Source organism: Mesorhizobium sp. Root102 (assembly GCF_001425625.1).
Taxonomy (GTDB): domain Bacteria; phylum Pseudomonadota; class Alphaproteobacteria; order Rhizobiales; family Rhizobiaceae; genus Mesorhizobium.
The window spans coordinates 58240-73120 of record NZ_LMCP01000012.1 but is presented as its reverse complement, the minus strand read 5'-3'; the positions used below and the strand labels follow the sequence as shown (position 1 = coordinate 73120).

General features: G+C 63.1%; 14 protein-coding genes. 9 read left to right on the top strand and 5 right to left on the bottom strand.

Annotated features, from left to right (window positions below; translation table 11 throughout):
• Positions 1-73: 73 nt before the first annotated feature.
• From ASD12_RS11500 to msrA, 4 genes are all read left to right on the top strand, one after another.
• Positions 74-1159: a TadE/TadG family type IV pilus assembly protein gene (locus tag ASD12_RS11500; protein ID WP_056585486.1), complete on the top strand. Its 1086-nt coding sequence runs from the start codon at positions 74-76 to the stop codon at positions 1157-1159.
• 366 nt (positions 1160-1525) lie between these two features.
• Positions 1526-2218: a DUF1223 domain-containing protein gene (locus ASD12_RS11495; protein WP_056585484.1), complete on the top strand. Its 693-nt coding sequence runs from the start codon at positions 1526-1528 to the stop codon at positions 2216-2218.
• 102 nt (positions 2219-2320) lie between these two features.
• A complete protein-coding gene (locus tag ASD12_RS11490) occupies positions 2321-2623 on the top strand; it encodes a hypothetical protein (protein WP_056585482.1) in 303 nt (100 codons plus the stop codon).
• 110 nt (positions 2624-2733) lie between these two features.
• On the top strand, positions 2734-3465 hold the full coding sequence (msrA, locus tag ASD12_RS11485) for a peptide-methionine (S)-S-oxide reductase MsrA (RefSeq protein WP_056585481.1): 732 nt from the start codon (positions 2734-2736) through the stop codon (positions 3463-3465).
• A 93-nt stretch (positions 3466-3558) separates the two neighbouring features.
• Here msrA and ASD12_RS11480 read toward each other — a convergent pair whose 3' ends face one another.
• Both ASD12_RS11480 and ASD12_RS11475 read right to left on the bottom strand, forming a co-directional pair.
• Positions 3559-4563, bottom strand: coding sequence for a cytochrome d ubiquinol oxidase subunit II (locus ASD12_RS11480; protein ID WP_056585479.1), 1005 nt, complete (start codon positions 4561-4563; stop codon positions 3559-3561).
• Positions 4564-4573: 10 nt separating this feature from the next.
• Positions 4574-5935: a cytochrome ubiquinol oxidase subunit I gene (locus ASD12_RS11475; protein WP_056585477.1), complete on the bottom strand. Its 1362-nt coding sequence runs from the start codon at positions 5933-5935 to the stop codon at positions 4574-4576.
• A gap of 304 nt (positions 5936-6239) precedes the next feature.
• Here ASD12_RS11475 and ASD12_RS11470 point away from each other — a divergent pair, with 304 nt between their 5' ends.
• Together ASD12_RS11470 and ASD12_RS11465 are read left to right on the top strand one after the other, a co-directional pair.
• A complete protein-coding gene (locus tag ASD12_RS11470; RefSeq protein WP_056586770.1) occupies positions 6240-7166 on the top strand; it encodes an ABC transporter ATP-binding protein in 927 nt (308 codons plus the stop codon).
• Entirely contained in the window at positions 7163-7924 is a 762-nt protein-coding gene (locus ASD12_RS11465; protein ID WP_056585476.1) for an ABC transporter permease, read from the top strand. The genes ASD12_RS11470 and ASD12_RS11465 overlap by 4 nt, the downstream gene beginning before the upstream one ends.
• A 29-nt stretch (positions 7925-7953) precedes the next feature.
• Here ASD12_RS11465 and ASD12_RS11460 read toward each other — a convergent pair whose 3' ends face one another.
• On the bottom strand, positions 7954-8991 hold the full coding sequence (locus tag ASD12_RS11460; RefSeq protein WP_056585474.1) for a phosphatidylglycerol lysyltransferase domain-containing protein: 1038 nt from the start codon (positions 8989-8991) through the stop codon (positions 7954-7956).
• A gap of 349 nt (positions 8992-9340) precedes the next feature.
• Here ASD12_RS11460 and ASD12_RS11455 point away from each other — a divergent pair, with 349 nt between their 5' ends.
• From ASD12_RS11455 to ASD12_RS11445, 3 genes are all read left to right on the top strand, one after another.
• Entirely contained in the window at positions 9341-10537 is a 1197-nt protein-coding gene (locus ASD12_RS11455; protein WP_056585472.1) for an NAD(P)/FAD-dependent oxidoreductase, read from the top strand.
• Positions 10538-10620: 83 nt separating this feature from the next.
• A complete protein-coding gene (locus ASD12_RS11450; RefSeq protein WP_082525425.1) occupies positions 10621-11106 on the top strand; it encodes a MarR family transcriptional regulator in 486 nt (161 codons plus the stop codon).
• Entirely contained in the window at positions 11103-11783 is a 681-nt protein-coding gene (locus tag ASD12_RS11445) for a GNAT family N-acetyltransferase (RefSeq protein ID WP_056585469.1), read from the top strand. Before ASD12_RS11450 ends, ASD12_RS11445 begins: the two co-directional genes overlap by 4 nt.
• A gap of 19 nt (positions 11784-11802) precedes the next feature.
• Here the strand turns inward: ASD12_RS11445 and ASD12_RS11440 are convergent, their stop codons facing one another.
• On the bottom strand, positions 11803-12027 hold the full coding sequence (locus ASD12_RS11440; RefSeq protein ID WP_013528677.1) for a hypothetical protein: 225 nt from the start codon (positions 12025-12027) through the stop codon (positions 11803-11805).
• Between the two features lie 137 nt (positions 12028-12164).
• Positions 12165-14168, bottom strand: coding sequence for a PhoX family phosphatase (locus ASD12_RS11435; protein ID WP_056585467.1), 2004 nt, complete (start codon positions 14166-14168; stop codon positions 12165-12167).
• Between the last annotated feature and the right edge of the window lie 713 nt (positions 14169-14881).

The window sequence follows — 14881 nt, the reverse complement described above, 5'->3', positions numbered from 1 at the left end:
AACAAGTCCATTAGAGCATAATTGGGGAGTGCCATGTTAGCCGGTAGTGATAGTCGGCTATAAGGATCAAGGCATGCGGGGGCTTGCAGGCAGGTTTATCGACTCGAGGAGCGGTGCATTTGCGCCGATCCTCATCGTCATCATGATTCCGCTGATCACCGCGGTCGGCTTTTCGGTCGACTACACCTCGGCGGTCCAGACCAGGTCGGCCGAGCAGGCGGCACTCGATGCCGCGATCCTGTCGATCACCACGATGGACACGGCCTCGACGAAGCCGCAGCGCCAGGTGGTGCTGCAGAATACCTACAAAGAAAACGGTGGTCGGGGCAACGCGACGCTGAACAGTTTCGACGTCAGCGCCAACGGCACCGCTACCGCGCAGGCCACGGCGAGTTTCGACATGCCGACCGTGTTCATGCAGATCGCCAGGATTCCCACGGTGTCGGTCGGCGTCTCGTCGGCGGTGAGCAAGACGCCGGCGCTGGTGGAGGCGACCTTCAAGGTCACCGGCGTGTCGGGTTACTGGAACAAGAAAATGACCCTCTACGGCACGATGTTCGGTGCGGCGGCGGGCAAGCCGCTGATGACGATCGATTATACATATGGCAAAACCGGCGATCCGAAAGGCTACGGCACCACCACCGTCAACGTCATCACCACCGATTCAGCCGGCAAGACCGTCACCACGTTGGCCCAGAAGCAGGTCTGCAAGCTCGTCGACTCGAACACGCCCGCCGGAGCGGTGATCCAGACCGACAAATTCCTTACGAAATATTACTGTGTTGACACGATGTCTGCTGGCAACGCCGCCGGTGCGTCAGTCAACGTCAGCCAGATGGCCGGCCTCTATCTGCAGATGGACGTTCCGTCCGCCGCCACGGCAAAACCACCCCAGCCAACGAAACTCATGTCGAACGATCCAGCCACGTCCAATCGGCTCTACAGCTCGATAAGCAAGGACGTCGCTCCGGCCGAGGTCGCGACCGGCCAGATCGTTGATATTTTCGGCCTCGTGCCTTGCGGCGCGACAGGCTACCAGGCCTGGGAAGACGGCGGCAACAAGGTCCCGGCGCCTGTCAGCAACGCCGACTTCTTCTACAACGTGACCGGCAGGTGCGACTTCAACAAGCGGCCCAACAACACACGGCTGACGCAGTAGACGCTGAAGCGGCCGATCTCCCCACATGTGGGGGAGATGGCCGGCAGGCCAGAGGGGGGCGCTGCCCCGCCGGCTTTGCCATATCCGTCTCCCACTTTCTCTGACCGATCTGACCATCATTCTATCGTTGCTCGACGGCCCCTACAGCGGCTTTGTTGGTGCTCTACGGCGCCCCCTCTGTCCTGCCGGACATCTCTCACCCCTCGAGGGGTGAGATTAGCCTGTCGCGACGGCTGGTGCCGATCTCCACCGCTGCAAAGCGACGAACCCGATCACAAACCGGTGAGCGCTGTAACGAAGCAGCGGGCGGCGGCGAAGTGGGGACATGAGCGGTGCATCCAGGCGCCGCCGCCCACGGAGCAAGCCATGTCCTGCAAACTCGTCACAGTGTCCAGCCTTTGCGCGCTTGCGCTGGCAGTGTCGCTCGGTGCGGCGGCCGCCCAGCCGCTCACCGTGGTCGAGCTGTTCACCAGCCAGGGCTGCTCGTCCTGCCCGCCGGCCAACGCCAATCTGATCAAGGTCAAGGACCAGCCCGGCGTGCTGGCGCTGTCGTTCAACGTCACCTACTGGGACTATCTCGGCTGGAAGGACATTTTCGGCCGCCAGGAATTCACCCAGCGCCAGGTTACTTACGAGCCGCCGCTCGGCCATGACGGCCCGTTCACGCCGCAGGTGGTGGTCAACGGCCATGCCGATGTCGTCGGCGCCGCACCCGGCGAGATCCAGAACCTGATCGCAAGCACTGGCCGCACCAGCGGCCCGTCGCTGTCGCTCGATGGCGGCAAGGTCAGCATCGGCGCCGGCGCCGCACCTGGCGGTAAGGCTGATGTCTGGCTGGTGCGCTACGCCAAGGGCGTCGTCGAGGTGCCGGTGGCACGCGGCGAGAACTCCGGCCGCACCCTGCCGCACGCCAATGTCGTGCATGCGCTCAAGAAACTCGGCAGCTGGACCGGCGACGCCACGGCGCTGGATCTGCCGTCAGCTTCGGACGGCCTGAGCACGGCCGTGCTCGTCCAGTCGCCCAGTGGCGGACCGATCCTGGCCGCCGCGACAAACTAGATCACGCTTCAACAAGAGATTGCGCAACGCCGCACGCGCGGCACCGCATAGCACGGCCGCCAAGAGGGCGCGCCTTCAACGACCAACCCCAAGGAGACCATCATGACTATACTGTCCCGCCTGACGCTGCCGGCACTCGCTCTCGCTCTGTGCTCGACGGCGCTGCTTGCCGGCGGCATCGCCCGTGCCGACGATGCGACCAATGCGATGAAGCCCGCTGCCAATGCCATGAAACCGGCCGCCGATGCGATGAAGCCTGCCGCAGACGCCATGAAGCCGGCGACCGACGCGATGAAGCCTGCCGACCCGATGGCCACCAATTCCATGAAGCCGGCGGCTGACGCCATGAAACCGGCGGCTGACGCGATGAAACCGGCAACGGATGCCATGAAACCGGCAAACTAGGCTGGCTGCCCGCGACGCACGCGAATGTGAGCCCGTGCCGCAACTCGTGCGTCGCGCCGCCGTAGCTGATGCAATAGACTGATCCCAATGGAAGCCACAGGAGTGCAGCCATGACCGACATCAAGATTCCAAACCGTTCGTTCGGCTTTGTCAAAGGCGCTCTCGCCGCGCTTGCGCTTGCCGCAGCGGGCGCCGCCTTCTGGTTGACGCCGGCGGTTTCGGCCGAGGACGCGGTGAAGATCCCGCCGCCGGCTTTGGACGAAAAGGCGGCTGCCGGCAGCGAAAAGGCAATCTTCGCCGGCGGCTGCTTCTGGGGCGTGCAGGGCGTCTTTCAGCACGTCAAGGGCGTGACCAGGGCCGTCTCCGGCTACACCGGCGGCGACAAGGACACCGCCGTCTACGAGACGGTCGGCTCGGGCCGCACCGGGCATGCCGAATCCGTCGAGATCACCTACGATCCGTCGAAAGTCACTTATGGCCAGCTGCTGCAGGTCTATTTCTCGGTCGCCCACAACCCGACCCAGCTGAATTTCCAGGGTCCGGACTCCGGCACGCAGTACCGCTCGACGATCTTTGCCGAAAACGATGCGCAAAAGAAGATCGCGCAGAGCTACATCGCCCAGCTCGACAAGGCCAAGGTGTTCCCGGAGCCGATCGTCACCACGCTGGAAACCGGCAAGACCTTCTATCCGGCCGAGAATTATCATCAGGATTTCCTGACGCTGAACCCGACCTATCCCTACATCGTCTACAATGACCTGCCCAAGGTGGCGAACCTGAAAGCGCTGTTCCCGGCGCTGTACAGCGAAAAGCCGGTGCTGGTGCTGGCGGCGAGCAACTGAGCTGAGTGCGAGGAGCGGGGGTGGGGGTGTGCGAAGGGCGACGACGCCCCATCGAAGGAACCGTAGCTGCTGCCGTCCCCACCTGACCTTTTCTCAATCATACGTCAAATCCGTCGCCTTCCCGCCAAACACCCGGTAGGCATAGAACGAATAGAAGATGATGACGGGCAGCACGACGACGGTGCCGGCCAGGATGATGGCCAGGCTTTCGGTCGCCGAGGCCGCCTGCCAGATGGTCAGCTTGTTCGGCACCACGAACGGATAGAACGACCACGCCAGTCCGGCAAAGCCGAGCGCGAAGATGGCGGCCAGCGTCAGGAACGGCGTCAGCGAATGGCGGTCGCCGGGTTTCGGCAGGTGGAAGGTCTGCCGCCACAGCCAGCCGAACAGCAGCGCCGACAGGATCGGCAGCGGCGACAGATAGAGCATTTGAGGCCAGACGAACCATTTGTCGAAGATGCGCGGGCTGGCGAACGGCGTCGCCAGCGACACCGCCGCCATGCCGAGCGCGGTCAGCACAAGTGCGGTGCGCAGCCAGCGCACCGCCTTCTTCTGCAACTCGCCTTCGGTCTTGTAGATCACCCAGGCCGCGCCCATCGCCGCGTAGGCGGCGGCAAGGCAGAACGCCACCAGCACGCCGAACGCCATGCCGCCGAAGCCGACATCGAGGCCGAGCACATAGACGCCCAGCATGTAGCCCTGCGCCAGCGAAGCGATGATGGAACCGAGGAAGAAAATGCGGTTCCAGCGGTGTTTGCGCTCGGTCGGCACCTTGGCGCGGAAATCGAAGGCGACGCCGCGCAGGATCAGCCCGACCAGCAGCACGAAGACTGGAATGTAGAGCGCGGTCAGGATGACGCCGTGCGCCAGCGGGAAGGCGACCAGGAGCAGACCGACGGCCAGCACCAGCCAGGTTTCGTTGGCGTCCCAGAACGGACCGATCGCGGCAATCATCGTGTCCTGTTCGGCATCTTCGGCGGCGGCGAACAGGATGCCGATGCCGAGATCGAAACCGTCGAGAATGACGTAGATCAGGATGGCGAGGCCCATCAGGCCGGCGAAGATGAGGGGGAGTGCGGTCGGCCAGTCGAAGCTCATTTTTCTTCTCCTACTCGCCAGCTGCCGGTTGCGACATGGCCGTCTTCATCACGCCCGGCAGCGGCGATGAATCGCCGTCCTTCGCCGCCTTCAGCGCCAGGTGCACCAACACGCCGAGATAGGCGATCAGCAAAAGCACGTAGAGAATGAGATAGATGGCCAGCGTCAGCGCGACATGGCTGCCGGCCACCGGGCCGACCGCGTCGGCGGTTTTCAGCACGCCCGTCACCAGCCAGGGCTGGCGCCCGATTTCGGTGGTGTACCAGCCGGCCAGCGTCGCCAGCCAGCCCGACAGCGCCATCGGCACCATCAGCAAGGCGAGCGGCTTCGGCAGGCTGTGCCGGCGCTTGAGGAAGTAGGCCGCCGACCATGAGACGATCAGCATCAGGATGCCGGTGCCGACCATGATGCGGAAACCCCAGAACACCGGGAAGACAGGCGGATGGTTGCCGGGGTAGTCGTTCAGCCCCGGCACCACCCCGCTGGTCGAATGCCGCAGCACCAGGCTGGCGCCGTCGGGAATGGCGATCTCGAACCTGTTTTCCTTGGCCGCCTCGTCGGGGAGGGCGAAGAGCACGAGCGGCACGTTGGGGCCGGTGTTCCAGTTGGCCTCCATCGCGGCGATCTTCTGCGGCTGATGCTCCAGCGTGTTAAGACCATGCTGGTCGCCGGCAAAGATCTGGATCGGGATCAGGATCGCCGCGGTGAAGACGCCGGTGCGCAGCGCCTTCCACATCGATTCCGAGCGGTCGCCGGTGAGATAGCGCAGCGCCGACAGCCCGGCGATCAGGAACGACACCGTGAGGCCGGAGGCCAGCAGCATATGGACCAACCGGTAGGGCATCGACGGGTTGAAGACGATCGCCCACCAGTCGACGGCATGCGCCACGCCGTCGCGGATCTCGAAGCCGGCCGGTGTCTGCATCCAGGAATTGAGCGCGATGATCCAGAAGGCCGAGACGGTCGTGCCGCCGGCGACCAGCACCGTCGCCAGCGTGTGGATGCGGTTGGAGACGCGGCGGAAGCCGAACAGCATGATGCCTAGGAAGGCGGCTTCGAGGAAGAAGGCGGTGAGGATCTCGTAGGCCAGCAGCGGCCCGGCGATGTTGCCGACCTTTTCCATGTAACCCGGCCAGTTGGTGCCGAACTGGAAGCTCATGGTGACGCCGGTAACCACGCCCATGGCGAAGGACAGTGCGAACACCTTCACCCAGGTGAAATACGCACGTATCCAGGCGGAATCGCCGGTGGCGTTGTAGCGCAGCTTGAAGAACAGCAGCACCCAGCCAAGCGCAATGGTGATCGTCGGAAACAATATATGGAACGAAATATTCGCGCCGAATTGCATGCGCGACAGGATGAGCGGGTCCATGGTGGGCTCCAGCTGCTTCTTATGGTTGAAGGATAGGGCGCAAGCCGGGTCTGGTCAAAGCGGCGTCCCGCCGCGAGGCGGAACGCCGCAGCGCCCTGCCAATATGACGCCAGCGTGATGTGCTCAGCCTCTGCGCCGGTGTCCGGCACGTCGCCACGGGTGTCCGCGAATGCGCCCCAGATCTTCGATCTCCTGCGCGTCCCCACGATTGTCGAGAACTGTCAGCAGCGGCATTGACTTGCGGTTGCATGCACTGACATTCGGCCTATATCAGGGGACCTCTTTCAAGCAGCCGTTTTCAGCCATGCCCTCCATCCTGTCCATTTCTGGGGTCTCCAAGACCTACGCCACCGGCTTCACCGCGCTCAAGGAGGTCAATCTTGACATCCAGCGCGGCGAGATCTTTGCGCTGCTCGGGCCCAACGGCGCCGGCAAGACGACGCTGATCTCGATCGTCTGCGGCATCGTCAACCGCTCGTCGGGCACCGTCACCGTCGACGGCCACGACATCAACAAGGATTATCGCGCCGCGCGCAGCCTGATCGGCTTGGTGCCGCAGGAACTGACCATCGACGCCTTCGAGAGCGTCTGGGCGACGGTCAATTACAGCCGTGGCCTGTTCGGCAAGCCGGCTAATCATGGCTTTGTCGAGAAGGTGCTTCGCGACCTGTCGCTGTGGGACAAGAAGGACGCCAAGGCGATCACCCTGTCGGGCGGCATGAAGCGCCGGCTGATGATCGCCAAGGCGCTGTCGCATGAGCCGCGCATCCTGTTCCTCGACGAGCCGACCGCCGGCGTCGATGTCGAACTGCGCCAGGACATGTGGGCGATGGTGCGCCGGCTGCGCGAGGATGGCGTCACCATCATCCTCACCACGCACTATATCGAGGAAGCCGAGGCGATGGCCGACCGCGTCGGCGTCATCAACCGCGGCGAGATCATCCTGGTCGAGAACAAGGCCGAGCTGATGCGCAAGCTCGGTCGCAAGCGGCTGGTGCTGGAACTGCGCAACCCGTTGACGTCTATTCCGGAAGCGCTCTCGCGTTACGCGCTGGAGCTGTCGCCGGATGGCGGGCAGCTGACCTACACCTATGACAACCAGGCCGAGCGGCCCGGCGTCGCCTCGCTGATGCGCGATCTCGAGGCCGGCGGCATCCAGTTCCGCGACATCGACACGCAAAACAGCTCGCTCGAGGAGATCTTCGTCAATCTGGTGAGGAGAGAGCCATGAACCTGCGCGCAGTCTGGGCGATCTACCGGATGGAAATGGCGCGTGCCTTCCGCACCGTGCTGCAGAGCATCGTCTCGCCCGTCATCTCGACATCGCTGTATTTCGTCGTCTTCGGCTCGGCAATAGGCTCGCGCATCACCGAGATCGACGGCATCAGCTACGGCGCCTTCATCGTGCCGGGGCTGATCATGCTGTCGCTTTTGACGCAGTCGATCTCCAACGCCTCCTTTGCCATCTACTTCCCTAAATTCGTCGGCTCGATCTACGAGCTTCTGTCGGCGCCGGTCTCCTATCTGGAGATCGTCATCGCCTATGTCGGCGGCGCCGCGACCAAGTCGATCATCCTCGGCCTGATCATCCTGGCGACAGCGTCGCTGTTCGTGCCGCTCACCATCCTGCATCCGTTCTGGATGCTTGCCTTCCTGGTGCTGACGGCTGTGACCTTCAGCCTGTTCGGCTTCATCATCGGCATCTGGGCGAAGAGTTTTGAGCAACTGCAGCTGGTGCCGCTCTTGATCATCACGCCGCTGACCTTCCTCGGCGGCAGCTTCTATTCGATCAACATGCTGCCCGAAGTCTGGCGCACGGTGACGCTGTTCAACCCGGTCGTCTATTTGATCAGCGGCTTCCGCTGGAGCTTCTACGGCAAATCCGATGTTTCGGTCGGCGTCAGCCTTGGCATGACCGTCGTCTTCCTGCTGGTCTGCATAACCATCGTCGCCTGGATCTTCAGGACAGGTTATCGGCTAAGGAGCTGACCCTGACGAACCCAGGTCTGTAGGCCACCTCAAATCGCCTTGACCAGCCGCAGCAGCCCCAGCATCTCGACATACGTCCCTTTGCGGAAGGCGATGTAGACCGGCTCCTCGACACCATGGAAGCGGCGCTTGAATGCAGCCTGGCCCTGCAGGTTGAACCTGCGCCGGTTGACCCATGGCGAGTCGTAGGCGCGCTGGAAGGTGTTGCGCCAGAAATCGCTTTCGGAAAAGCCGCTTGGGTCGATGTCGACGAGCGGCGACAGGCCGAGCGTGACAGCCGAGATGCCCTCTTCGCGAAAACGGTCGACGGCGAATTTGGTCAGGCCGATTTCGGCATGCGGCGAGGCATCGATGTGCTTGCGCTTGAAGGCGGTGGTGTAGCCGATGACCTTGCCGTCGGCAAACAGCGGATCGAAGTCAAGCAAAGCGACCAGCTCGCCATCGGGGCCATGCAGCACGAAACGGCGCATGTCGATGCCGAGATGATCGGCGAACGGGCGGTTGAGAAAGCCCATCTCCCAGCGCTTGACGATGCGGTCGCCGCGCCAGTTTTGGGAAAGCCGGGCGATCTCGTCGAGGTGGATCGTGCGCCTGTCCTCTTCGAACGAAAAGCCCTTCTTCAACAGCCAGCGCTCGGAGTAGCGCACGGTTTCGTTGCGCTTTCCGGAAAAATCATGCTCAGGCAGGGTGAGACGGGTATCGATACCGAAGCGATTGACCTTGTAGCCGAGCCCGGCCAGCACGCGTGCGGACTCCTCGCCGATCTGCACGAACCACGGGCTGCCGGCGGCCTCGACGAAGCGTCTGATATAGTCGGCTCGATGCGCAGGAGCCGCCACCGGATCGCCGAGCGCGAAATGATGCTTCATCTTGGTGCCGAAGGCGATGTAGCCGTCGGCGTCGCCGAAGTAGGAAAGCTTGTTCTGCACGGCGGTGGAGTAGGCAAGCGAGAAGTCGCCATGGCGGCGAACAAGCGCCAGGCGTTCGACATGGGTCAGCGCCTGCCGCTCGACCTTGGGCGCGGCGCCCTCAAGGACTTTGTCGAAATAGATCCGCAAGGAGGGCATGGTCGAGATTCCGCGTGCCGGCTACAACGCCGCGCGTCCAGGACGCGCAAAGGTGCTGTATCACTTTGATTCTGCGCATGGCTTTGAAAATCGAACGCGATTTCGGGCATGCGCGTGGGGGATAACAGAGACCCGCCAGCCCCCCAGGGCCTCGAATCAATCACATTGCCGCGACCTGATTACCGTTGATATCGCGCATATGCCATATAGAGCGCAACCGCGGTACAGTGGCTCGAAAATCGCATGGCCCGAAAATCGGCGGCGGCTTGCGGGTATGGGTCCTGCGCGGGATCAAACGGTTACATCGTCATGCGAGCCTTGTGGGCGGTCGAATGGGATTCGAGAGTGAATGACTGATACGACAATCAGATCGGTTGCGGACCTGCCGATAACGGTGGAGCCGGCAATCGTCGTCGGCGCCGGCGCTGCAGGTCTGGCTGTCGCGCATGCCTTGATGAACGCAGGCGTTCCGACGGCGATCCTGGAAAAGGAAAGCCGGCTGGCCGAACCCTGGCACCGGCGGCACCAGCAGCTGCGTCTCAACACCCACCGCGATCTTTCTTCGTTGCCTGGTCTCGCCTATCCCCCGGGCACCCCTGCCTTTCCGCAAAGGATGGTCGTCATCCGCCATATGAATGATTTCAGGGAGGAGAACCGGCTGCCGGTGCAGTTTGGCGTCGCCGTCGAAGAAATCACCTTCAACGGCGATCATTGGGTGCTGCGGACCAGCGCGGGGCCGCGCCTGGCCCGCAATGTCGTCATCGCCACCGGCCGCGACAGGCAGCCTTTCACTCCCGAATGGAAAGGCATGAAGGATTTCGCCGGCCGCATCATCCATTCGGCGGATTTCGGCGACGCGCAGGACTATGCGGGCCAAAAAGTGCTGGTCGTCGGCGCCGGCAATTCGGGCTTCGACGCGCTCAATCACCTGGCCGACATAGACACGGCCGCCATCTGGCTGTCGGCCCGCAACGGCCCCGCCCTCCTGCCCAAGCGGATCGCCAAGATCGCCGTGCATCGGCTCTCGCCGTTCATGGCGCGCTTGCCCTTGAGGGTCGCCGATGTGGTGATGGCGGCAACGCAGCGCCTGGTTTTTGGCGACCTGACCAAATTCGGCATGCCGCCTGCGCCGTCGGGGGGCGCCAGCCGCCTGACCTCGGACTATACCGCGATCGCCGCCGACGATGGCGCCGTTCACGCCATCAAGACCGGCAAGATCACCGTCGTGCCGGCCATACGGGAATTCACCCGCGACGGCGTGATCCTGGCCAATGGCAGCCTGATCGACCCCGACATCGTCATCGCCGCGACAGGCTATCGCACCGGGCTGGAGCCGATGGTCGGCAAGCTCGGCGTGCTCGACAGCAAGGGCGTTCCACTCTTCAACGGCGGGCAAGCCGTTCCGAAACTGCCCGGCCTATGGTTTACCGGCATGCGGCCAAGCATCCGCGGCTGCTTCGCCAATGCCGGCATCCTGGCCAAGGCGATCGCAAAACGGATCGCAGCTTCCGCTGGCGTGTCCCACCGATCCGGTGCTTCACGCTGATTTGACCGGAGACGCCGGAACGCCGGCTTGATCCGTTATTTGCCATGTTATATAACATGTTATCATTTATTGGCAGGCCGATCATGGAAGACGTCATACGATCTCTTGGCTACCTCTGCCTGGGCAGCAGGTTGAAGCGCATTGGCGAGCAGTTGCAGGCCGACGCGCAGCGTCTGCTCGACGGCTTGGAGGTTCCACTTCAATCGAGTCAGTACCCGCTGCTTGCAGCACTCGACAAACTGGGACCCTTGGCTGTCGGCGAACTGGCGCGATCGCTGGGGCTGACACAACCGGGTGTGACAAGAAGCGTGTCGCTTTTGGCCGAACTGGGGCTGGTCGAAGCCATGCAGTCGGATGGTGACCAGCGGCGGCGGGTGGTCTCGCTGTCTGGGAGAGGTCAACGCCTGGTCGATGTCGCGAAGCGGGACGTGTGGCCGCGCATAGAGAGCGCCGTTGCGGATTTGTGCCGGGATCTTTCAGGGCCGCTTCTCGATCAACTCGCTGCCATCGAGGACGGTCTGGCTGCGGCCCCGCTCGATCGCCGCGTCGAAGAAGGCGCCAGGCAATGAAACATGTTCTTGATCGCCCCGTCTGGAGCGCGCTGGAGACGAGGCATCAGGCCTTCGCGGAAGGTGGCAAGCTTGCCAGGCGCTATTCACCGTCAATCGCCCTCTTTGCCGCGACCGCTACCGACGATGCCGAAAGCCTGCGGGCGTTCGGGAAGCTTGTATCCTTGGGCGAGAGCGTGATCATGGCTCAGGCCGATGCCATTGCGCTGCCAGCCGGCCTGTCGGCGATGTCGACTGCCACTGCCGTGCAGATGGTTGCCGAGGCGCCGATGCAGACCGTGTCGGACGAGCGTGTGCAACGTCTGACGCAAGAGGATGCGGCCGGGATGCTGGCCTTGGCGTCACTCACCAAACCCGGCCCGTTCACATCAGGGGCGCTGAGCCTCGGCGACTTCTGGGGTGTGAAAATCAAGGGTCGGCTGGTGGCGATGGCCGGCGAGCGCATGAAGCAACCCGGCTATAGCGAACTCAGCGGCGTCTGTTCGCACCCGGAATTCCGTGGCCTCGGCCTCGGCCGGCTGCTGTCGCTGTTCGTGGCAAACCAGATTTTTGCACGGGGCGAGATACCGTACCTCCATGCCTATGCCGCAAACACTGCTGCCATAGGATTGTACGAGTCCATCGGCTTCCGATTGAGAAGCATGATCAATGTGGCCGTGGTTCAGCGGGCTGAATAAGATAAGCCGCCGCCGGGCTTCACGCCGATTTCGGCTCGAGCCGCCGGAACCCGACGGCCTCCATCAACATGTCCTCTTCGACCATGCCGGCATTGTGCAGGGCTAGCAGGTTAAGCGCGATTTCGCGCGCATCGGCGGAATCGGGATGCGCTTCGCGCCGCCGGCAGGCCTCATCGAACACGCGCTGCAGCTTGGCTATATCGGCTGGCTTGAGCAAGCCACGGTCATAGACGGACTTCGACACGGCGATCTCCTGGTAAAGACCTAGGGCGCCACGTTTAAATTGCCAATCTTTCCCGAGGCTTGAATGATTTCACGAAAAAGGGAGGGGCTTCGGGTCACCGAAGTCCCTCCCTTGAGATTGCAAACCAGCGCCGGATATCAGACCGCGATCTTGCCGCCACCCTGTTTGGTGATGGCGACCACCGACGGCCGCACCGGCATGTCGGGCTTGAAGTCGGGCCAGCGTGTCGACAGGTCCTCATAGTAGGACGGGCGGCCGAACGCCTCCCAGTCCTCGCCGCCGTCGCCCGGATGCTGGACGGCGACGAAGGCGGTCTGGTCGTCGGGCGCAAACAGCGGGCCGCACATTTCGGCGCCGATCGGCACGCGGAAGAACAGTTTCGAGGTCGCCCGCGCCGACCCTTCGGTGTCCACTGCCCACAGGCCATCGGTGCGGCCGGTGGCTTTCGGACCCTGGCCGTCGGTGGCGACCCACAGGCGACCGGCCGAATCGACAGCGCAATTGTCGGGCATGCCGAACCAGCCATTGGCCGTCGTTGCCGTCGAGAAGGTGGCGCCGACATCGGCCACCGAAGGATCGCCGCATTTCAAAAGCACTTCCCACTTGCCCTTGGCGGCAGTGAAATCGCCACCGTCCTCCGATATCTCGATGATATGGCCGAAGGCGTTTTCGGCGCGCGGGTTGGCGGCATCGATCTGATCGGCCTTGCGCTTGGAATTGTTGGTCAGCATGACATAGACCTTGCCGTTGACGGCATTGGGCTGGATGTCTTCCGGGCGGTCCATCTTGGTGGCGCCGAGCAGGTCGGCGGCGCGGCGTGTTTCGATCAGCACGTCGGCCTGGCCAGCGAAGCCGTTTTCAGCCGTCAGCGGCCCCTGGCCGAAGACAATCGGCAGCCATTCGACCGTGCCGTCCTCGGCGAACTTGGCGACATGCAGCGTGCCGTCGTCGAGCAGGTCCTTGTTGGCGGCATGGTCGTTCGGATTGAACGCGGCCTTGGTGACGAACTTGTAGACATAGTCGAAGCGCTCGTCGTCGCCGAGATAGAAGACGACGCGGCCGTCCTTGGCGACGATCGATTCGGCGCCTTCATGCTTGAAGCGGCCCATGGCGGTGCGCTTCCTCGGCGTCGAGGTCGGATCGTTGACATCAACCTCGACGATCCAGCCGAAGCGGTTGGCCTCGTTGGGCTCCTTGGCGAGGTCGAAACGGTCGTAATGCGCCGCCCATTCATAGGCGCCTTCGGGAATGCCGAGGCGCTTGTAGTTGGCGGCTTCCTTGTGACCTTCCGGCAAGCCGCCGGAGAAATAGCCGTGGATGTTTTCCTCAGCCATCACATAGGTGCCCCAGGGCGTGACGCCGCCGGCGCAGTTGTTGAATGTGCCGAAAACCTTGGTGCCGGATGGATCGGCATTGGTCTTGACGCGGTCATGGCCGGCGACCGGGCCGGACAGCACCATATCGGTGTTGGAGGTGATGCGGCGATTGAGCTTGCCGTCGCGCACCACCTGCCATTTACCAGCGTCCTTGCGGATCTCGACGATGGTGCCGCCATGGGCTGCCATCTCGACATCGACCTGCTCCTTCGAAAGGGGTGCGACTTCTGCCGACTTCTTGCCGTCCTTTTCGACGATCTTGACGATGCCCGGGAACATCAGATGCGGGTTGGTGTATTCGTGGTTGACCACCAGCAGGCCGTGTTCGGCCGAACCGTCGATCGGGAGATAGCCGACATAGTCGTTGTTGTAGCCGAACTGCCTGGACTGCGCCTGCGCCGACTGTTTCGTCGGGTCGAAGTCCGGCGAATCGGCAAACAGCGGGTCGCCCCAGCGCAACAGCACATCGGCGTCGTAGCCCGCCGCGACATGATGCTTGTCGTCGATGCCAGCCTCCAGCTCGTCGAACACGAAGGCCGAGCCTTCCGCGGCCCGGGCTTCGTCGGCGCTGACAAGCGCCAGCGGGCTCACGGTGGCGGCGATGGCCGAGACGGCCAGCGAGCCCTTCAGGAACCCGCGGCGCGAGAACCGCGCGGCGATGATCTCGCCCATGGTGCGGTTGTCCGTGGGGTTGGTGGCCGGGCCGTCGTTTTCCTCGAGCAGGCTGGTGCGGAATCGGGCGTCGGGGGAGCGATGGTCAGTCATGGTGGCTTGCCTCTGGCTGCGTGGATGGCTGGAGCATGGGTAGCTGTTTGACCCTTATAATCGCCGGATCACATTTTCGTGACATCAAGAGGTCTTTCAGACGCAACAGGCACTGCATGCACCGTTGGCCGGCATTCTCGGAGTTGCCGCAAGGCGCATGCCAGGGATGGCGGCGGCGGGAATGGCGACGGCAGCAGCACAAACGCGGCGATGATGGCGGCAACTGTGGCGCCGTCAATGTGGCAACCGACGACAGGATCGAAGTGGACGGCAACAAGACCGAGCATCCCTACCGCACCAGAAAGACGGCACCAGGGAAGCGATCGAGAACGGTCGCTTCGAGATGAAGGAGCCCCTCGGCCGCGCCATCGTCGAACGTCCGGCGCCGGCGGACGATATCAGTCGTCTTCAGGCCTTGTGAAACAGGTCAACCAAGCAAAGGCCAGCGTTACAAGTCACCTCCGCCGCCCCCGGCGGAGGTGACTTGATGTCCGGCGTCTCCGTCGTCAGGTATCGGGAAAGCCAGTCTCCCGTTCAGCGATGGTTGTCGCGGCGCCGTTCATACAAAGCTAATATAGCACAAGCCCAGGACTTTAGTCCAATCTTGCGCTTGCAAAGGTCCTGGGTGACAACCGCAACGGTCGGAGGTCGCTTCCGGGAACCACGTCTTTCAGCGATGTTGGTTGCTGCTGCGACGTTGAGGGTGGGCGCCG